Annotated in this window: 18 protein-coding genes; 12 read left to right on the top strand and 6 right to left on the bottom strand. The window is 63.0% G+C overall.

Annotated features, from left to right (window positions below):
* Positions 1-43 precede the first annotated feature (43 nt).
* A complete protein-coding gene (sohB, locus tag ACIPW4_RS22820; protein WP_400661737.1) occupies positions 44-1,063 on the bottom strand; it encodes a protease SohB in 1,020 nt (339 codons plus the stop codon).
* A gap of 195 nt (positions 1,064-1,258) precedes the next feature.
* Here sohB and ACIPW4_RS22815 point away from each other — a divergent pair, with 195 nt between their 5' ends.
* The 4 genes from ACIPW4_RS22815 to ACIPW4_RS22800 all read left to right on the top strand — a co-directional run bounded on the left by ACIPW4_RS22815 (position 1,259) and on the right by ACIPW4_RS22800 (position 4,385).
* Positions 1,259-1,969 carry a histidine phosphatase family protein gene (locus tag ACIPW4_RS22815; protein ID WP_400661734.1) on the top strand — a complete coding sequence of 237 codons (711 nt, stop codon included), beginning with the start codon at positions 1,259-1,261 and terminating at the stop codon, positions 1,967-1,969.
* A gap of 54 nt (positions 1,970-2,023) precedes the next feature.
* Positions 2,024-2,341, top strand: a complete 318-nt coding sequence (locus ACIPW4_RS22810) for an SCP2 sterol-binding domain-containing protein (protein WP_400661731.1) — start codon at positions 2,024-2,026, stop codon at positions 2,339-2,341.
* Positions 2,342-2,526: 185 nt separating this feature from the next.
* The gene (locus tag ACIPW4_RS22805; RefSeq protein WP_400661728.1) at positions 2,527-3,594 is read left to right on the top strand and encodes a phosphotransferase family protein; all 1,068 of its coding nucleotides are present in this window, start codon (positions 2,527-2,529) and stop codon (positions 3,592-3,594) included.
* 23 nt (positions 3,595-3,617) lie between these two features.
* The gene (locus tag ACIPW4_RS22800; RefSeq protein ID WP_400661725.1) at positions 3,618-4,385 is read left to right on the top strand and encodes an SDR family oxidoreductase; all 768 of its coding nucleotides are present in this window, start codon (positions 3,618-3,620) and stop codon (positions 4,383-4,385) included.
* A gap of 149 nt (positions 4,386-4,534) precedes the next feature.
* Here ACIPW4_RS22800 and ACIPW4_RS22795 read toward each other — a convergent pair whose 3' ends face one another.
* Positions 4,535-4,885 (bottom strand): hypothetical protein, encoded by a 351-nt coding sequence (locus ACIPW4_RS22795; protein ID WP_400661723.1) that lies wholly within the window; start codon positions 4,883-4,885, stop codon positions 4,535-4,537.
* 103 nt (positions 4,886-4,988) lie between these two features.
* On the opposite strand from ACIPW4_RS22795, the gene ACIPW4_RS22790 reads away from it, so the two are divergent.
* The 5 genes from ACIPW4_RS22790 (at position 4,989) to ACIPW4_RS22770 (ending at position 9,614) form a co-directional block, all read left to right on the top strand.
* The gene (locus tag ACIPW4_RS22790) at positions 4,989-5,282 is read left to right on the top strand and encodes an RcnB family protein (protein ID WP_400661721.1); all 294 of its coding nucleotides are present in this window, start codon (positions 4,989-4,991) and stop codon (positions 5,280-5,282) included.
* A 161-nt stretch (positions 5,283-5,443) separates the two neighbouring features.
* Positions 5,444-5,620 carry a hypothetical protein gene (locus tag ACIPW4_RS22785; RefSeq protein WP_400661718.1) on the top strand — a complete coding sequence of 59 codons (177 nt, stop codon included), beginning with the start codon at positions 5,444-5,446 and terminating at the stop codon, positions 5,618-5,620.
* Between the two features lie 74 nt (positions 5,621-5,694).
* Positions 5,695-6,087 (top strand): glycine zipper domain-containing protein, encoded by a 393-nt coding sequence (locus ACIPW4_RS22780; protein WP_400661716.1) that lies wholly within the window; start codon positions 5,695-5,697, stop codon positions 6,085-6,087.
* 134 nt (positions 6,088-6,221) lie between these two features.
* Entirely contained in the window at positions 6,222-8,051 is a 1,830-nt protein-coding gene (locus ACIPW4_RS22775; protein WP_400661714.1) for an SLC13 family permease, read from the top strand.
* 138 nt (positions 8,052-8,189) lie between these two features.
* A complete protein-coding gene (locus ACIPW4_RS22770) occupies positions 8,190-9,614 on the top strand; it encodes a diguanylate cyclase (RefSeq protein WP_400661712.1) in 1,425 nt (474 codons plus the stop codon).
* A gap of 1 nt (position 9,615) precedes the next feature.
* Here ACIPW4_RS22770 and ACIPW4_RS22765 read toward each other — a convergent pair whose 3' ends face one another.
* Positions 9,616-10,374 (bottom strand): sulfite exporter TauE/SafE family protein, encoded by a 759-nt coding sequence (locus tag ACIPW4_RS22765; RefSeq protein WP_400661710.1) that lies wholly within the window; start codon positions 10,372-10,374, stop codon positions 9,616-9,618.
* Positions 10,375-10,472: 98 nt separating this feature from the next.
* Between ACIPW4_RS22765 and ACIPW4_RS22760 the strand changes: the two genes are divergently transcribed.
* The gene (locus ACIPW4_RS22760) at positions 10,473-11,393 is read left to right on the top strand and encodes a LysR substrate-binding domain-containing protein (RefSeq protein ID WP_400661707.1); all 921 of its coding nucleotides are present in this window, start codon (positions 10,473-10,475) and stop codon (positions 11,391-11,393) included.
* A 116-nt stretch (positions 11,394-11,509) separates the two neighbouring features.
* Here the strand turns inward: ACIPW4_RS22760 and ACIPW4_RS22755 are convergent, their stop codons facing one another.
* On the bottom strand, positions 11,510-11,704 hold the full coding sequence (locus tag ACIPW4_RS22755) for a hypothetical protein (protein WP_400661704.1): 195 nt from the start codon (positions 11,702-11,704) through the stop codon (positions 11,510-11,512).
* Between the two features lie 522 nt (positions 11,705-12,226).
* Here ACIPW4_RS22755 and ACIPW4_RS22750 point away from each other — a divergent pair.
* The gene (locus ACIPW4_RS22750) at positions 12,227-14,140 is read left to right on the top strand and encodes a tyrosine-protein phosphatase (protein WP_400661702.1); all 1,914 of its coding nucleotides are present in this window, start codon (positions 12,227-12,229) and stop codon (positions 14,138-14,140) included.
* Between the two features lie 31 nt (positions 14,141-14,171).
* Here ACIPW4_RS22750 and ACIPW4_RS22745 read toward each other — a convergent pair whose 3' ends face one another.
* The gene (locus ACIPW4_RS22745; protein ID WP_400661809.1) at positions 14,172-15,110 is read right to left on the bottom strand and encodes an AraC family transcriptional regulator; all 939 of its coding nucleotides are present in this window, start codon (positions 15,108-15,110) and stop codon (positions 14,172-14,174) included.
* A 116-nt stretch (positions 15,111-15,226) separates the two neighbouring features.
* Positions 15,227-16,462 carry an SRPBCC family protein gene (locus tag ACIPW4_RS22740; protein WP_400661699.1) on the bottom strand — a complete coding sequence of 412 codons (1,236 nt, stop codon included), beginning with the start codon at positions 16,460-16,462 and terminating at the stop codon, positions 15,227-15,229.
* 357 nt (positions 16,463-16,819) lie between these two features.
* On the opposite strand from ACIPW4_RS22740, the gene ACIPW4_RS22735 reads away from it, so the two are divergent.
* Complete coding sequence (locus ACIPW4_RS22735) at positions 16,820-17,833, top strand: GlxA family transcriptional regulator (protein ID WP_400661697.1); 1,014 nt, start codon at positions 16,820-16,822, stop codon at positions 17,831-17,833.
* Positions 17,834-17,938: the final 105 nt, after the last annotated feature.

The raw sequence follows: 17,938 nt of genomic DNA, 5'->3' as shown, positions 1-17,938 counted from the left end.
TGCAACCCCCTGAACAGAAAAAAATTTCAGCGGGTTCAAGGTGTTAGCGCAAGCGGCCGAGTTTACTCCACAACCCCACCACCGCGTTCTCCACCGTGCCGCTGGCGGCCATGCCGATCCGCTCCTGCAGGCTCTTGCGCTCGGCGTAGTGCAGGTGGAACAGGTTGGCGGTGCGGGCGCGGTCACTGAGGTACTCGTCACTGGTCTGCAGTTCATCGACAAGCTTGCGGTTCAGTGCGGCAACGCCGAGCCAGACTTCACCAGTGGCCACCTCATCGATGTGCAGCTGCGGGCGGTAGCGCGACACGAAATCCTTGAACAGCTGGTGGGTGATGTCCAGGTCTTCCTGAAACTTCTCACGACCCTTCTCGGTATTCTCGCCAAATACCGTCAGGGTACGCTTGTACTCGCCAGCTGTGAGCACTTCGAAATCGATGTCGTGCTTCTTAAGCAGGCGGTTGACGTTGGGCAGCTGCGCCACCACGCCGATCGAACCCAATACGGCGAACGGCGCACTGACAATCTTCTCGCCGATGCAGGCCATCATGTAGCCGCCGCTGGCCGCGACCTTGTCGATGCAAACGGTGAGGGGGATGCCCGCCTGGCGGATGCGCGCCAGTTGCGAGGCCGCCAGGCCGTAGCTGTGCACCAGGCCGCCGCCGCTTTCCAGGCGCAGCACCACTTCGTCGCGCGGGGTGGCGAGGGTCAGCAGTGCGGTGATCTCGTTACGCAGGCTTTCGGTAGCGGAGGCCTTGATGTCACCATCGAAGTCGAGCACGAACACTCTGCCCTTCTCGTCTTCCTTGGACTTCTTCTGCTTTTTGTCCGCCTTGGCCTGCTGCTTGCGCAGGGACTTGAGCTGGGCCTTGTCGAGCAGGCCGCTTTCAAGGCGCTCGCGCAGCTCTTTATAGAATTCGTTGAGGCGGGTGACCTGCAACTGCCCTCCGGCCTTGCGCCGCCCCTTGCCACGCAAACCAGCGATGGCAGACAACACCACCAGGATGGCAATTACCAGGGTGGCGGTTTTGGCGAGAAAGCTTGCGTACTCGGCAAGAAACTCCACGTTGACTCCTTATGAACCTGCGCCAGAGCGGCGCGAAACTGATGCAAGCATACCGTTGCGACCGTGCCCTCGCCAGCCGAGGTAAACGCTGGCAACACAGTTCAAACAACCTTTTCAAACGCTTGTATGTTTTTTCGTTGACAGCCTGTGTGGCGCATCCTAACCTCGCAGCAACCTTCAACGCCGGATACCGCAGTGGGCAATCTCTACCTGATCCGACATGGCCAGGCTTCCTTCGGTGCGGACGACTATGACGTCCTCTCGCCCGTCGGTGTGCGCCAGAGCCAGGCGCTCGGTGAACACTTCGCCCAGCTCGGCCTGCGCCTGGACCGCTGCATAGCCGGTGATCTGCGGCGCCAGCAGGACACTGCCCGGCACGCGTTGCAGGCATTGAGCGCTGTTGGTTGCGCGGTGCCGGCCATTGAGACCGACCTGGCATTCAATGAGTTCGATGCCGATGGTGTGATTCGCGCCTTGCTCCCCGGCCTGCTGGCCGATGAGCCGCACGCCCGGGATGTCCTGCGCAATGGCGCACAAAACCGCAGCGAGTTCCAGCGCCTGTTCGCCCTGATGGTGCAACGCTGGCACGCAGGCGAACATGCCGATGACGGCCTGGAAACCTGGCAGGCGTTCACCGCTCGGGTCGAATCCGGCCTGCAACGCCTGCTCGATACAGCCGGCAGTGGCGACAACATCGCCGTGTTCACCTCCGGTGGCACCATTGCCGCCCTGCTCCATCTGGTTACCCGAATCACGCCCGACCAGGCCTTCGCCCTGAACTGGCAGATCATCAACACGTCGCTCAGCCAGCTGAAGTTTCGCGGCCGCGACGTGGCACTGGCCTCCTTCAACAGCCAAACGCATGTACAGCTGTTGAGGGCGCCGGAGCTCATCACCTACCGTTGAGCCCGGCCCTTTGTGTCCTTGCGGACGCGACTATCACTTAACAAGGAAAACACCATGAGCGATGTAGCTAAAGCCGTCGAGGCGATGCAAGCAAAATTCAACCCAGCGGCTGCTGCTGGCCTGGACCTGGTGTTCGGCTTCAACATCACCGACGAAGACAAGCAGTACGCGCTGATCGTCAAGGATGGCACCTGCGACATCCAGGAAGGTGAAAACCCGGATGCCAACTGCACGCTGGTCATGGACAGCGAAACCCTGAAGGGTATCGTCAGCGGTGAAACCGACGGCATGCAGGCCTTCATGGGCGGCAAGCTGCGCGTCGAAGGCGACATGATGCTGTCGATGAAACTCAGCGAGCTGTTCCCTTCCTGAGTGACGGGCACAACCTGCGATGAGAAAACCGAAGCCTGACCGGCTTCGGTTTTTTTTTGCCCTGCATTCGGTGCAGTGATCCATCAGCAACACCCACGCCTATATGGCCCCTGGCACGCTTGTTCCACAGCCACCAGGCCATTAGATTAGCCAATAGTCCTTGCGCCAGATAATAAGGAAAACGCATGACGCTCACCGACCAGTCCACCCAGGTACGCCCCGGCGAAGAACTCGACGCGGCCGTCATCGATCCTTACCTGAAGGGCCATATCGCTGGCCTCGACGGCACGCCGAGCATCAGCCAATTCCCGGGCGGCGCGTCCAACCTCACTTACCTGGTCAGCTACCCGGGCCGTGAATTCGTACTGCGCCGCCCGCCATTCGGTCAGAAGGCCAAATCGGCCCACGACATGGGCCGCGAATACCGCATCCTCAACCAGCTCAACCGAGGCTTCCCGTACTGCCCCAAGGCATACGCCCACTGCACCGACGAGTCGCTGATCGGCGGCGAATTCTATGTGATGGAGCGGGTCAAGGGCGTGATTCTGCGTTCGGACATCCCGCACGAACTGGGTCTGGATGCCGGCCGCACCGAGGCACTGTGCAAAAGCTTCATCGACCGCCTGGTCGAACTGCATCAGGTGGATTACAGCGCCTGCGGCCTGGCGGACCTGGGCAAGCCAGAAGGTTACGTGCAGCGTCAGATCGAGGGCTGGACCAGCCGCTACGAAAAAGCCCTGACACCAGATGCGCCACGCTGGGAGCCCGTGATCACCTGGCTGCGCGAGAAGATGCCCGCCGACCACCCGCGCCCAGGCATCGTGCACAACGACTACCGCTTCGACAATGTGATCCTCGACGCCGACAACCCTATGCGCATCATCGGCGTGCTCGACTGGGAGATGGCCACCCTCGGCGACCCGCTGATGGACCTGGGCAACAGCCTGGCCTACTGGATCGAGGCCAGCGACCCGGCGCCGGTGCAACTGATGCGCCGCCAGCCAAGCAATGCTCCGGGCATGCTCACCCGTCGCCAGTTCGTCGACTACTACGCCGAGCGCGCCGGCATCCGCCTGGACAACTTCGATTACTACTATTGCTACGGCCTGTTCCGCCTGGCCGGCATCGTCCAGCAGATCTACTACCGCTACTACCACGGCCAGACCCAGGACAAACGCTTCGCCCAGTTCATTCAGATGAACCGGCTGCTGGAGCAGATGAGCCTGCAGGTCATCGGCAAGTCCACGCTCTGACGCCAGACAATAAGGAAATCAGCATGTCCAAGACCCCACTGTTCGACCTCGACGGCAAGATCGCTTTCGTCTCCGGCGCCAGCCGTGGCATCGGCGAGGCCATTGCCCATCTGCTGGCCCAGCAGGGTGCCCACGTGATCGTCTCCAGCCGCAAGCTGGAGGGCTGCCAGCAAGTGGCCGACGCTATCATCGCGGCGGGCGGCAAGGCCACGCCGGTCGCCTGCCATATCGGTGAGCTGGAGCAGATCCAGCAGGTGTTCGCCGGCATCCGTGAACAATTCGGGCGCCTGGATATCCTGGTCAACAACGCGGCGACCAACCCGCAGTTCTGCAACGTGCTCGACACCGACCCGAATGCCTTCCAGAAGACCGTCGACGTGAACATCCGCGGCTACTTCTTCATGTCGGTGGAAGCCGGCAAGCTGATGCGTGAAAACGGTGGCGGCAGCATCATCAACGTGGCCTCGATCAACGGCGTTTCACCGGGCCTGTTCCAGGGCATCTATTCGGTGACCAAGGCGGCGGTGATCAACATGACCAAGGTGTTCGCCAAGGAATGCGCGCAGTTCGGCATTCGTTGCAACGCCCTGCTGCCAGGCCTGACCGACACCAAGTTCGCTTCGGCGCTGGTGAAGAACGAGGCCATTCTCAATACCGCGCTGCAGCAGATCCCGCTCAAACGCGTGGCCGACCCCAAGGAGATGGCCGGTGCGGTGCTGTACCTGGCCAGCGATGCTTCCAGCTACACCACTGGCACCGCGCTGAATGTCGACGGGGGCTACCTCTCCTGACACACATGCTTTGTGGGGCGGTGCGGCGATCCGACTTGCCCCGCGAACACCGGCAAAGCCGGTGCCATCCACCGCGTCGCCTGCTTCGCGGCTAAAGCCGCTCCCACAGGGTATGGCGGCGCCCTTGTAGACTGTTCCCACAAGAGGTACTACAGGCAGGTCGCCGCCGCCGCCCGGCGCTGCAGGGCCATGCTGTCATTCTTCTGCGCGTAGTAGTCCACCCGCGTCCCGCCCGCCTGCGGATACACATCCACGAACGACTCCGCCTCGCGTGTATAGACCGTCAACCCGCCTTGCTTGCGTGGCTCCAGGTAGCCACCGGCATCGTCGCCGAACACATCCTCTTTCTGCCAGCTGAACTGGATGCACTGGGCCACCAGCTCGGGCGCCTTGCTCGAGTCGAGCTGGGCCGTGGGCTTGCCAGCGCGCGCCGCATCCATGGTCGCGCTCGCGCAACCGACCAACACCAGCGCCGCAGCCATCGGCAGAATTGCTCGCATGTTCCATCCTCGGGGCAAAAAAGAAAGCGACTCTAGCACTGCAAATGAATTGTCCCAAGCAGGCTGCTGTCGCAATAAAGGTATGCCAACCAAGGAGATCGTGATGAAAACCCGACGTCTGTTACCTGCGCTGTTGTTTGCCGCACTGCCAATGGTGGTCCTGGCTGCCCCGTCAGCCGAAGAGAGCATTACCGCGCCGGAAACACACAACCGTGAACTCAAGGTCGGCGACAAGGCCCCGGACCAATACAAACGTGACGATCAGACCATTGCAGACTGGAAAGCCAAAGGCCTGCCCGCTCCGGAAAAAGAGAGCCACTGGGTACGCATGGGCGAGCATTACGTCCTGATTCAAATCACCAACGGTGTGGTACTGGCCATCCACCCGGCATCCTGAGGCGGCCATCGCAACACCCTGACCTCGCTTGACTGCAGCCGTGCCAGCTTGCCACTCATCGCTCGCACGGCATTTTTTTGCGCGCCACGGAAACCAAATGGATCGATCCCAGTCTCAGTAAGTGCCCCGTAAACCTATGCGGATCAAGGACCTATAACGTAATGACCCGCCTTGCAAGCTTTTCGCTGATCGCTGCCTTCCTGCTCTTGTCGGGCTGCTATCACCACCACCACCGTGATGACGGCGGCTGGCGCGATGACGATCGCGGCCACCACCATCGGCACGACCGCGACCATGACGACGACCGCCAATGGCGCGGTGACCGCTACAACCGCTGAAGCGTCTCCCCTACCCTGACCCGCCGCCCAACCGTGCGGCGCCTTAACCTGATGATTCCTCTGAGGTTCCAATCATGCGTCTGACTCTGCCTTCCATTGCCCTGGGCCTGCTGCTGTGCCAGGGCGCTTTCGCCGGTGACGGTACCGCCGCCATTGGCGGTGGCCTGGGCGGTGTGCTGGGCAACGTTGTCGGCCAGCAACTGGGCGGGCGCACCGGCGCTGCCCTCGGCGCCGGTGTCGGCGGCGCGGCCGGCAGTGCGGTAGCGGCGAAGAAAGGCAACCGCACCGAAGCCGCCATTGGCGGTGGCCTGGGCTCGGCCGGCGGCTCGCTGCTGGGCGGCGCGGTAGGCGGCAAGACCGGTTCCACCGTGGGCGCCGGCCTGGGCGGCGCGGCCGGTGGTGCCCTGGGCAACCACCTGGGCGACAACAACGGCAGCAAGAAGCACCGCCGTCACCGTCATCACTGAGTGATGACCACGAAAAGGGCCGCATTCTGCGGCCCTTTTCATTTGCGGCACATCAACACCACCTTCAGCGCAAGCTGCCACACTGACTGCTACCGTCTTTCGTGCCCCCTTGAGTGAAGGAACACCCCCGCCCCATGAACCAGGAACTGCTCTGGGTCCTCGGCCTGTTGGCTGTCGTCGTCATCCTCTTCGTCATCAATCGCCCGCGCATGGACGTGGTCGCCCTGCTGGTGATACTTGCCCTGCCGCTGTCAGGCATCCTTACCGTGGAACAGGCCCTGGCCGGTTTCAGCGACCCCAACGTGGTACTGATCGCCGCCTTGTTCGTGATCGGCGAGGGACTGGTGCGCACCGGCATTGCCTACCGCATCGGTGAATGGATGAGCGAACGGGCCGGGAACAGCGAGGCCCGCCTGCTGGTTTTGCTGATGGTGTCGGTGGCCGGACTGGGCTCGGTGATGAGCTCGACCGGTGTGGTGGCGATCTTCATCCCGGTGGTGCTGAGCATCGCCGCGCGCCTGAAACTGTCGCCTAGCCGGTTGCTGATGCCGCTGAGCTTCGCCGGCCTGATCAGCGGCATGCTCAGCCTGGTGGCCACCCCGCCCAACGTGGTGGTGCACAGTGAGTTGGTGCGCCATGGCCTGCCCGGCTTCAGCTTTTTCAGTTTCACCCCGTTCGGCCTGGTGGTGCTGGTACTGGGCGTCGGCTACATGTTGCTGACCCGCCACTGGCTCAACGGCGAGGTGCGCAAGGACGGCCGCGCGGAAAGCCGCCGCACGCTGCTTGATCTGGTGCTCGACTACAAGCTCAACGGCCGCGAACGGCGCCTGCGCATCCGCCCACGCTCGCCACTGATCGGCCATACCCTGGGCGAACTGGAGTTGCGCACAAAGCACGGTGCCAACGTGATCGGCATCGAGCGCCAGCACAAGTTCACCACTCGGGTGATCACCGCCGACTCGAACACTGTGCTGCACCAGGGCGATGTACTGCTGCTCGACCTGTTCGCCAACCGCGACGACCTGCGCACCTTGTGCCAGACCATGCAGCTGGAGCCGCTGCACTTCAAGGCGGCCTACTTCATCGACCAGTCCCAGGAACTGGGCATGGCAGAAGTGTCGCTACCGCCTGGCTCGCAGCTGATCGGCAAGAGCATTCTTGAACTGGCCTTCCGCACCCGCTACGACCTCAACGTGGTGGGCTTGCGCCGCGATCAGGCGGCCATCCAGGAGCAACTGGTGGAAGAGAAATTGCGCCTGGGCGATACGCTACTGGTGGTCGGCCCCTGGAAGGCCGTACGCCAGCTGCAGGGCCAGCCAAAGGACTTTCTGGTGTTGAGCCTGCCGGCCGAGATCGACCAGGTCGCGCCAGCCCGCGCCCGCGCACCGCACGCCCTGATCAGCCTGACGGTGATGGTCGGGCTGATGGTCAGCGGCGCGGTGCCCAATGTCATCGCCGCGCTGATCGGCTGCCTGCTGATGGGCGCCGGGCGCTGCATCGACATGAACAGCGCCTACCGGGCCATTCACTGGCAAAGCCTGGTACTGATCGTCGGCATGCTGCCGTTCGCCCAGGCGCTACAGAAAACCGGCGGCATCGACCTGGCCGTGGGCGGGCTGGTGAGCCTGCTTGGCGGTGCCGGGCCGCAGGTCATGCTGGCCTGCCTGTTCATGGTCACGGCAGTTATCGGTCTGTTCATTTCCAACACCGCCACCGCCGTGCTGATGGCGCCGGTGGCGATCAGCACGGCAACGCAACTGGGCATGTCGCCCTATCCGTTCGCCATGACCGTGGCCCTTGCGGCATCGGCGGCATTCATGACGCCTGTGTCTTCACCCGTCAACACCCTGGTGCTCGGGCCGGGCCAGTACCGCTTCGGCGACTTCGTCAAGATTGGCGTGCCCTTCACCTTGCTGGTGATGCTGGTGACCGTGCTGATGGTGCCCTGGTTCTTCGGTCTGTAGGCAACTTGGCGGGGATTGGAGGCCATCAAACATTATCCTGCACGAATACGGCAGATTGACATCAAGCACCTGGTGCCAACACACTGACGCGTCAATACCCCAGGTGCTTGAAGCCGTTGTCCTGGATTTCGTTCCCGCTTGTCGGTCGAGCCTATGGTTTTTCCAGCACAATCGCGCGTGTTGCCCTATATCGCCCTTTGCGGCCTTACCTTCGCCCTGACCCTCGGCGGGATCCTGGCCAGGCCGATCGAATCGCTGTCGCTGTTCTGGCCGGTCAATGCAGTGCTGGCGGGGGTGCTGTTGCGTTACCCACGCCAGGCCAACGTCGTGGGCTTTGCAGTGGTGTGGCTGGCGATGGTCGCGGCCGACCTGGCCTGCGGTAGCGCCTGGGCGCCAGCCCTGTGGTTCAACCTGTGCAACCTTGGCGTGGTGGTGACGGTGTGGTGGCTGCTGTCGCGCCTGCCCCGCCTGCACCGACGCATGCGCACTCCACATGGCGTGCTGAGCATGTTCGGCGCCTGCGCGGCAGGTGCCGTGGTTGCCGCCAGCATGGCCTGCGTGATGGCTGCACCGTGGTTCCAGGAGTCGCTGCAGGCCACCTGGCTGGCCTGGTTCAGCGAACAGTTCTCGACCAGCGTGCTGGTGCTGCCGATCCTGCTCACCGCGCCTTCGGCCCGCGCCCTGGTGCGCAGCAGTGCCCAGCCCATCCGCCTGTCTCCCTTGTTGGTGCTGCTGGCCTCACTGGCCTTCAGCATTGCCTTCGGCGGGCCAGGGGCCATCGCCTTTCCGATTGCCGCACTGTTGTGGTGTGCCTGGACGTACTCGCCGTTCCTGGTGTCGTTGCTGACACTTACCGCCGGCAGCACGCTGATCGTGGCGGTGGCGCAGAACCTCATGCATTTCAGCGTGCCGCAGAGCGAACCCGGGGTCACCACGCTGATGTCGGCACGGCTGGGTATCGCCATGCTGGTGCTCGGGCCGCTGGTGGTGGCTTGTGTCAGCCAGGCCAATCGCAGCCTGCTGGTGCGCCTGGCGCACCAGGCCACCGTCGACCACCTCACCGGCCTGCTCAGCCGCAGCGCCTTCAACCGCCGCGCCAATGCCCTGCTCGACAGCCGCCAGCAGCATGCCAAGGGGCTGCCGCTGACCCTGATGATGCTCGACATCGACCATTTCAAGTCGATCAACGATTGCCATGGCCACGCCGTGGGTGACCAGGTACTGCGCCATTTCGCCCGCACCCTGCAGGATCAGCTGCACGACGAAGAACTGCTGGCTCGCCTGGGTGGCGAGGAGTTCGTCGTGGTGCTCCCAGGGCTGGCGCCGGAGCGGGCCAAGTTCACCGCCGAACGCCTGCGCCGCGCCGTGCAGGACCTGCATTTGGCCCAGGGCGATGCACGCCTGCAGATCACTGTGAGCATCGGCCTGGCTGGCTGCGCCGCGGACGAAACCGCCCCCAGCCTGGACGAACTGCTGGCACGCGCCGATAAGGCGCTGTACCGGGCCAAGGCGTATGGTCGCAATCGCGTGGAGCAGGCCGAGCCGCAGCGCCAAGTGATCTGAATCAGGCCAGCAGGTCCCAGGACAGCTTGGCGATCAGCACGCACAACAGCATCAGGAACAGCCCACGCACGAACCCCGCGCCCTTGCGCACCGCCAGCCAGGTCCCGGTCAGGGCGCCCAGGATGTTGCACGCGGCCATTGGCAAGGCGATGGCGTACAGCACATTGCCCGATGGCACGAAGAACACCAGGGCCGCCAGGTTGGTGGCAATGTTCACCACCTTCGCCGACGCCGAGGCATGCAGAAAATCGAGGGCGAAGAAGCGGATGAACAGGAAGATCAGGAAGCTGCCGGTGCCCGGGCCGAACAAGCCGTCGTAGAAGCCGATGGCGCCCCCGATCAGCACCGCCAGGCACTGCTCCCGGCGGCCGATCCTGGCCGGTTTGTGCAAGGTGCCGAAGTCTTTCTTGCAGAACGTGTAGATCGCCATCAGCACGATCAGCACCAGCACCGCCGGGCGCATGACGCTGGGCGGCACCAGCGAAACCGTGGCCGCCCCCGCGAACGACATGACGAAGGCGCTGAGCGCGGCCGGCACGATCAGCCCCCAGTCCAGGGTCACCCGGCGAATGAACGAGCGGGCGGCAAAGGCCGTGCCGCACACCGAAGCCAGCTTGTTGCTGCCCAGCAGCGCCGCTGGCTGCGCAGTGGGCAGCACGTTGAAGAGCGCCGGGATCTGAATCAGCCCGCCACCACCGACGGCGGCATCGATCAGGCCGGCAGCGAAGGCGAACAGGGAAAGTACGGCGATATCCATCATGACGCGGTTCCAGGCAGTGAAAACAGACTGCAAGGCTAATCAAAGCGGTGCGCTTGTGTTGAAATGCCATATTGCGAAAACTGCAATGAGGAATATTCATGGCATTGGACATGCTGCGCGAAATCCAGGCCTTCGTCAGTGTTGCGCACAAGCGCAGCTTTGTCGCCGCCGCACGCGCCCTGGGCCGCTCACCCAGCGCGGTGACACGTGCGGTGCAGACCCTGGAAGACAACAGCGGGTGCAAGCTGCTCAACCGCAATGCCAACGCCGTGACCCTCACCGAAGCCGGTGAGCGCCTGCTCCCCCACGCCGAACGCTTGCTGGATGTGCAACGCGACGCCGCCGATGAACTGGCCGCGCTCACCGGCAGCGCGCAAGGCTGGGTGCGCTTTGCCGCGCCGCAGCTGCTGGGCGAGCATGTCTTGCCGGGCGTGCTGGCCAGCTTCAGTCAGCGCCACCCGCAAGTGACCCTCGACGTGCAGTACAGCGACGCCGCCCTCGACCCGTTGCACGGCAAGTTCGATTTCGTGGTGCGGGGCGCCTTTCCACAGTCGAGCGAACTGATTGGTTATCCGCTGTGGCGCTACCACCGCCACCTCTATGCCAGCCCGACCTACATCGCCCGCGCAGGCCTGCCCGAGCGGCCCGAGCAGCTCGACAGGCACGCGCTGATCCTGCACACCGCCCCACGCATCCTCAAGGCCTGGCACTTCTGCCGTGACGGCCAGATCACCAGCCTGCGGCCGCACCCGCGCTTGCGCCTGGGCTCTGGCGATGCGGTGTACCACAGCACCCTGGCCGGTGCCGGTATCGCACGCCTGGCCGACTGGGTGGCAGAAGCACAGGTCAAGGCTGGGCGCCTGGTACGGGTGTGCGCGGATTACCGGCTGACTTCAAGCACCGGCCAGGACCCGCAGATGCATGCGGTGTACCCCTCCGGCGAGCTGCCTGCCCGGGTACGCGAGTTGCTGCTGGCCTTGCGCCAGGCTGGCAAAGCCGCCTCTGAACAGGCGGGTTAAGCCCTGTTCAAATTCTGCTCAATCTAACAGAGACCGCAAATTGCCTGGCTTGCAGAACTTTATCCACAGACCTACCCACGTTTTTTGTGGACAGATTTCCCCGAGCAATGAACGACTTATCGTACGTTCAGCAGCGCGATATTCGCCGCCTTGACCAGCTCGATCCACTCCTGCGCGCTGATCACACCGGACTGTTCAAGGGACTCGGCGCAGCGCAGCGCTTGATCGTATTCAGCCTCTTCGAGGGTGCCTTCGGTGAGAAAACGGCTACGCCACTCCAGCATGGCTGAAGTGCCCTTCTTGCATTCCATCTATGTACTGACTCCCAAGGCAAAGTCCGGGCTCGCTGTATACGACCCATTATGACGCAGCGGGAGACTACACGAGGCTTTTGAACTTGAGAACGACTTGCACCTACCGCTAGTCCAGCGGTAGCGCTGAGGAACACTGCCAAGGCCTGGCAGGCATCTGGCCCATCCAGTGAGGTAGACGGGCCGAAAGGCGCAAGGTGGATCAGCTTGGCGGAATGGTGCCGAGCAGGCCGATCAGAATGGTCAACAGCAAAAAGCCACCCAGAAACAGTGCGAGCTTGCCCATCGGAACCTCTTCAGTGTGATAGCAGGGACGAAGAGTATTGTCGGCTTCCGGCTGATACGGTTTACAGATGCAGGTTCGTGAAAAAAAAGCGGATCAGATACAGCGCTTCGCGGACAGAAAACGCACGTAGCAGACAGAACGCGCAGGCATTCGCGCTGCGCTGCAAACTGTAACATTCAGTTTCATGTTGCCCACAGACAGTAGCCAGCTCAACGCATCCGATCGAGGCTATTTCCGTGTTGCAACGTCTGTTCTGTTCCGTGTCCCTGCTCACCCTCGCCATTTCCGCCGCCCATGCCGCCGACGCGCTCGACACGCCGCGCCTGGCCGGCATGGACAACTTCCGCGACATCGCCGGCACCACCAGCGCTTATACCACCGCCCATGATGGCGTGATGCGCGCCGGGGTGTTCTACCGCTCCAATGCCCTGACCCCGACGGCGGCCGACCTCGCCATCCTCAACGGCCTGGGCATCAGCGATGTCTACGACCTGCGCACACCCAGCGAAATCGCCAGCACGCCCGACACCCTGCCGGCTGGCGCCAACTACACCAACATCGACATCATCGGCAGCACCACCTCTGGCTCGAACGTCACCAACATCTCGTTCAGCAGCGCCGCCCAGGCGCGGGCGATGATGCAGGAAACCAACCGCGCCTTCGTCAGCGATGCCGGCATGCGCGGGCAGTTCAGCGTGTTGTTCAACGAACTGGCCAGCGCCGAGGGGGCCGCGCTGTTCCACTGCACCGCCGGCAAGGACCGCACCGGCTGGACCGCGGCCGTACTGCTGAGCATCGCCGGGGTCGACGACGCCACCATCATGAGCAACTACCTGGCCACCAACGACTACACCGCCGCCCGCGTGGCCGCGACGCTGGCCGCCATGCCAGCGAGCATGGCAGCGGTCTACGCGCCGCTGCTCGGTGTCGAGGCCAGCTACCTGCAAGCAGGCCTGGATGAAGTCAGCGCTGCATACGGCAGCATGGACAATTACCTGAAACAGGGCCTGGGGCTGTCGCAGGAAACGATCTACGTGCTGCGCGGCAAGATGGTGCGCTACGGCACGCTGCCCGGCGAAGCCGGCCTGCTGGGCAACGCCGCCGGCGGGGCACAACTGCTGCGCCAGCTGCAGGACACCTCGCTGTCGGGCAGCTATACCGCTTACAACTACTACCTGCAGTCGGCCATCGACGCTGGCGCGCTGGGTGGCGTCGAGTCGACCGTTGGCGGCCAGGTGCATGCCGACGCCGCCAGCTTCCTGCTGCGCCAGGGCGAGATGATCGACCGTGCGGCTGCGCCCTTTGCCGATGGCAGCGACCTCAAGGTCGGCCAGTCACGCCTGTGGAGCACCGCGCTGGCGGGCTACCTGGGCACCGATGGTTCTGCCCACGCCGCCAGCAGCAACGAGCACAGCCAGGGCCTGATGGTCGGCATGACCCAACGCTTCTCCGAACTGCTCAGCGCCCATGCCGGTTTTGGCTACAGCAATGGCAACGTGGGGGGTGCCGGCGGCGAGGCGGACACCGACCTGGCCTTCCTCAGCCTGGGCGCGCGTTTTGCGCCCAACGGCCTCGAACAAGGCCTGTTCATCGATGCCGATGTCAGCGCCGGCTGGCTCGACTACTCGAGCAAGCGCGAACTGGGGGGCGGCCTGGGCACGGCCAAGGGCGACAGCCACGGCACACTGGCCGGCGGCAGCCTGGCGCTGGGCTATCGCTTGCCGACCGCTGCCATGGTGCTGGAGCCGAGCCTGGGGCTGCGGATCAGCCGCGTGGACCTCGACGGCTTCACCGAAAAAGGCAGCGAGCTGGCCTTGCAGGTAGATGACCTGAAAGAAACCCGACGCGCCGCCGTGGCCAACCTGAAGGCATCGTTCGCACCGGTCGCCATGGGCAGCTGGCAGCTGGTGCCTGGGGTCGAAGTGGGCTACGAGCATGCGCTGGGCGATCACCAGGTCGACAGCGAAGGCCACTTGCTGGGGCTGGATGTCGAGCAGCGTGCAGCATTCGACAACCGCGACCAGTTCGTCGGGGGGGTGAACCTGATGGCCAACCTCGGGGCGCTGAGCGTGGGGGCCGAGGTGGCCGCCATGGGCGGTGGGGACAGCCACGGTGTCAGTGGCAGCCTCAAGGCCAGCTACGCGTTCTAATGCCTGAAGGGGGCCACTGCGTGGCCCCCAGCTACCGGCGCCGAATCAAAGCCGGGCTGACACCAAAGGCCTGCTGGAAGTACTGCGCAAACCGCCCCGCATTGCTGAAGCCATGGCGCAAGGCAACCTCTGCCACCGACCCGCCCTCCCCGCGCGCCAGCACTTCACGCGCCTGCTCCAGCCGCACCTGGCGCTGATAGCCGACGATCGAAGTGCCGGCAAAGCGCCGGAAGCCATCCTGCAACGCCCGCAGGCTGACATTGGCCAACCCCGCCAGATCGCTGCCACTGACCTGCCTGGCCGGATGCTCGCGCAGATAAGCCATGGCCAGTTTCACATGCCGTGGCGCAATCGCTGGCACCGGGCTGCGCAATGCCTCGCTGTAATTATGCGGCCAGGTCTCGAGCAGCGCGTCGACCAGCATCTCCTGCAAGCGCACGGGCATCAGCAGGCCGGTGTTGATCAGCTGGTCGAACTCGGTACCGGTGGCCAGTTCGAGCAACGCGCGGATCCCCTGGAACGACGAATTGCTCAGGTCCACCCGCGACGCAAAGCGAATCGGTGCGGGCAATGGCTGTTCAAGCAAGGTCGAAAGGCGCTCGGTAAAAGCCCCACGGCGGATCGACATGCCGCACTGGGCATGGCCCTCGGTAATGCGCACCGAGCGGATGTCGAGCTTGTCCACCGCCAGACCGACCTGGGCGCCGCCGATCGACTCGCCGCAGTGGTCGAAGATGATCTTGCCGGCGGTGGGCAGCACAAAGGTGATTTCGTCCTGCGGCGCTGGCAGGACGATGGTGAAGTCGCCCTGGTACTGCATGCGCCGCACACTCATGCCGTCGAAGCGGCCGTAGACGCCACCGATGGCGATGCCATCGCCCAGTGGCGGCATGTCGGCATACAGGTTGCCGTACAACTGCGTGAACAATGCCGCGAACTCGTCGCTGCGCATATCGCTGGAACGCAGCATGAACTGCTTGCGGGTCGTGCCGGGGTTCACCGTGTCGCACACCTTGTGCCACCAAAGGGACCGGCACACTATCAGCACTGCATGACAGCCTTGTTACGCCATGTTTCAGGCGATCGTCAGCCTACCGACTTCAGCTGCGGACGGCCCTCTAGCCGCTCCAGCATAGTGTCGCAGTACCAGTCATCGAACTGGCAAACACCATTCTCGGCATTTTCCGAGAACGGGCCGGGCTCGTAACTCGGCGAGGAAACGCCCGCGTGGGTGCCTTCGACCAGACGCCGATCCTGATCATTGGTGGCCAGCCAGACCTTGGTCAGGCGGTCGAGATCGTAATCGACCCCTTCCACTGCCGATTCAGGCACCAGCCATTTGGTGGTCACCAGCGTCTCGCCTGGCCCGATGGGCAGCACGCGGAAGCTCAATGCGTGGTCGCCCAGAAAGTGGTTCCAGGTCGAGGGGTAGTTGAAGTACAGCAGCGCGCCGATGTCCGCCTCGCCACTCTTGTCCAGCCGGCCTGCAACGGCCGGTTTGCCATCCATGGTGTAGCTGACCGCACCAGCAGACAGCGGAATACGGGTCATGCGGAACCGCCCCAGCGGGTCCATGTTCAGCCGGCTTGGCATGCCTGCGGCTTCGCAGCGGTCCCAGTGCGCCACCAGCTCCGGATCGTCATCCCCACCCACGCCGGCAACTGACAGGTTCTCGACAAAGGAGTTGAGCAACTCCGGGTGGGTACCGTCGCAGTGGTAGCATTCGCGATTGTTTTCGAAGACCAGCTTCCAGTTGCCCTTTTCGATCAGGTTCGATTCGAAGGCAACTTTGCAGTTCTCCAGGAAGTGCGGCGCGATGAAGGGGCTGACGGCGGCGCGGAAGCCGGAGAAATCCGGGGCCTTTTGCGCGACGCAGACATAGATGTAGGTATGCACCACTTCGACATGCACCGGCTTCAGCCCGTAGTTGGACTTATCGAACTCGGCACCCATGTTGCCGGCATAGATCAGGTTGCCATCGAGCTCGAACGTCCACTTGTGGTACGGGCACACCAGCTTGGCGACCTTGCCGCTGGCGTGTTCGCACACTTTGGCGCCGCGATGCCGACAGGCGTTGTGAAAGGCGCGGACCTCACCGTCCTTGCCGCGCACGACGGCCACCGGGTAATCGCCGATCTGCAGGGTGAAATACTGCCCAGCTTTGGGAATCTCGAAGGTGTGCCCGGCAAACACCCAATCCTTGTGCCAGATGTGCTCCAGATCCTGCCGATAGACCTCAGGATCGAGATAGAGCTCACGCGGCAGCACATGGCGAGGTTTGCGCTGCTTGATCAGGCCAATCACGGATTCGTTGCTGTTCATTATTATCCTCCGGACACCAAAGCCCGTTGTCGACGACGGCAAATAACCGAAACTTCAATCACTGCCTCGTATATTACGCCGCACTAAAAAACTTGCACCGGCACAAAAATTACCTGACGCATAACTTTAATTCATGCGAGAAAACATCGGCTTTCAGGCTGGACAAGCGGCCACCCACGACCTTATGTTACGCAGCCATAACAAGAGGTTATCGAGACAAGCCTGGAAAAGTCGTTAGACCAGCGCGCCACGCTGCCCCACTATTCATGTGAACACTGATAGCAACTTTGCTCATCAATAAAATAACGACATTCAATGCGCTGCTCATGTATCGATACTGGGCTACCGGGTGCCGCCATGAAAACAATTACAAGAACTTTCAGCCGAACCTTCGCCGACCGCAATCTGGGTTTCATCTCCCATGAGCGGGTCGAGCGAAAAACCTCCCGGGTAGGTTTTCTGCTGCTCGAAAACTTCTCGTTACCGTGCTTCACCCAGGCACTGGATGTGCTGGTCACTGCGAACCTGCTGGCGCCGGGCGCGGTGCGCGTGCACACGTTCAGCCATGACCACCGCGAGGTCATGAGCGACCTGGGCATCCCGATCAGGCCCGACACACCGTTGACCGACATCCGCCTGGCCGACCTCGATCTCATGGTCATCTGTGGCGGCCTGCGTGCCGCCAGGACGGCACCTGCCTGGTTGTCGAGCTTGCTGAAGAAGATCGCCAGGCTGCCGATTGCGCTGGGCGGGCTGTGGAACGGCGCATGGTACCTGGGCACCGCCGGCCTGCTGGATGGCTACCGCTGCGCGATCCACGCCGAGCAGCGCACGGCCCTGGCCGAACGGGCTCCGCATGCCAACGTGACCCATGAACCCCTGGTGTTCGACCGCAACCGGATGACGTGCGCCACACCCAACGGCGCCTTCGAGATGATGATTCGCTGGCTCGCCTACGGCGCCGGTGCCCAGCTTGCCGATGCGGTGCTGGATACCCTGGATGCCGACCAGAGCAAGCACCGCAGTGTGCAGAAGCCGCAACACCCCAAGGTGAGCAAGGCCCTGCGGGAAGTCATCGGGTTGATGGAGGCGAATATCGAAGAGCCGCTGAGCCCGGATCAGCTTGCCCAGGTCGTCGGCCTGTCGATACGGCAGATCCAGCGGCTGTTCAAAGACCAGTTGAACACCACACCGCAAAAATACTACTTCCAACTCAGAATCACCGAAGCACGCCGCTTGATACAAAACTCCCACGCCTCGATCTTCGATGTTTCGCTGGCGTGCGGCTTCGTCTCCTGCACGCATTTCAGCCGGTCCTACAGCGCTTTTTTCGGGCACCCGCCTTCAAAAGAAATCCGATATGAAACCTGACCTAAACAAACAAGAACAATAACGCCCCTCGCTCACTGATCTTTATGAGCCCGTTCCCATTCGAAATTCATTTTTCGCGGAGTCGCGCTGCCAAATTTCAAAGCC

Source organism: Pseudomonas sp. NPDC089996, from assembly GCF_044748405.1.
Classification (GTDB): Bacteria; Pseudomonadota; Gammaproteobacteria; order Pseudomonadales; family Pseudomonadaceae; genus Aquipseudomonas.
The sequence above is the reverse complement of the archived record's forward strand: the minus strand, read 5'-3'. Positions and strand labels throughout refer to the sequence as shown.

Excerpts from the sequence above, each read along its gene's own strand:
- ACIPW4_RS22810 (WP_400661731.1), top strand. The coding sequence starts at position 2,024 with ATGAGCGATGTAGCTAAAGCCGTCGAGGCGATGCAAGCAAAATTCAAC.
- ACIPW4_RS22805 (WP_400661728.1), top strand. The coding sequence starts at position 2,527 with ATGACGCTCACCGACCAGTCCACCCAGGTACGCCCCGGCGAAGAACTC.
- ACIPW4_RS22800 (WP_400661725.1), top strand. The coding sequence starts at position 3,618 with ATGTCCAAGACCCCACTGTTCGACCTCGACGGCAAGATCGCTTTCGTC.
- ACIPW4_RS22795 (WP_400661723.1), bottom strand. The coding sequence starts at position 4,885 with ATGCGAGCAATTCTGCCGATGGCTGCGGCGCTGGTGTTGGTCGGTTGC.
- ACIPW4_RS22790 (WP_400661721.1), top strand. The coding sequence starts at position 4,989 with ATGAAAACCCGACGTCTGTTACCTGCGCTGTTGTTTGCCGCACTGCCA.
- ACIPW4_RS22785 (WP_400661718.1), top strand. The coding sequence starts at position 5,444 with ATGACCCGCCTTGCAAGCTTTTCGCTGATCGCTGCCTTCCTGCTCTTG.
- ACIPW4_RS22780 (WP_400661716.1), top strand. The coding sequence starts at position 5,695 with ATGCGTCTGACTCTGCCTTCCATTGCCCTGGGCCTGCTGCTGTGCCAG.
- ACIPW4_RS22775 (WP_400661714.1), top strand. The coding sequence starts at position 6,222 with ATGAACCAGGAACTGCTCTGGGTCCTCGGCCTGTTGGCTGTCGTCGTC.
- ACIPW4_RS22765 (WP_400661710.1), bottom strand. The coding sequence starts at position 10,374 with ATGATGGATATCGCCGTACTTTCCCTGTTCGCCTTCGCTGCCGGCCTG.
- ACIPW4_RS22760 (WP_400661707.1), top strand. The coding sequence starts at position 10,473 with ATGGCATTGGACATGCTGCGCGAAATCCAGGCCTTCGTCAGTGTTGCG.
- ACIPW4_RS22755 (WP_400661704.1), bottom strand. The coding sequence starts at position 11,704 with ATGGAATGCAAGAAGGGCACTTCAGCCATGCTGGAGTGGCGTAGCCGT.
- ACIPW4_RS22745 (WP_400661809.1), bottom strand. The coding sequence starts at position 15,110 with ATGCTGCGTTCCAGCGATATGCGCAGCGACGAGTTCGCGGCATTGTTC.
- ACIPW4_RS22740 (WP_400661699.1), bottom strand. The coding sequence starts at position 16,462 with ATGAACAGCAACGAATCCGTGATTGGCCTGATCAAGCAGCGCAAACCT.
- ACIPW4_RS22735 (WP_400661697.1), top strand. The coding sequence starts at position 16,820 with ATGAAAACAATTACAAGAACTTTCAGCCGAACCTTCGCCGACCGCAAT.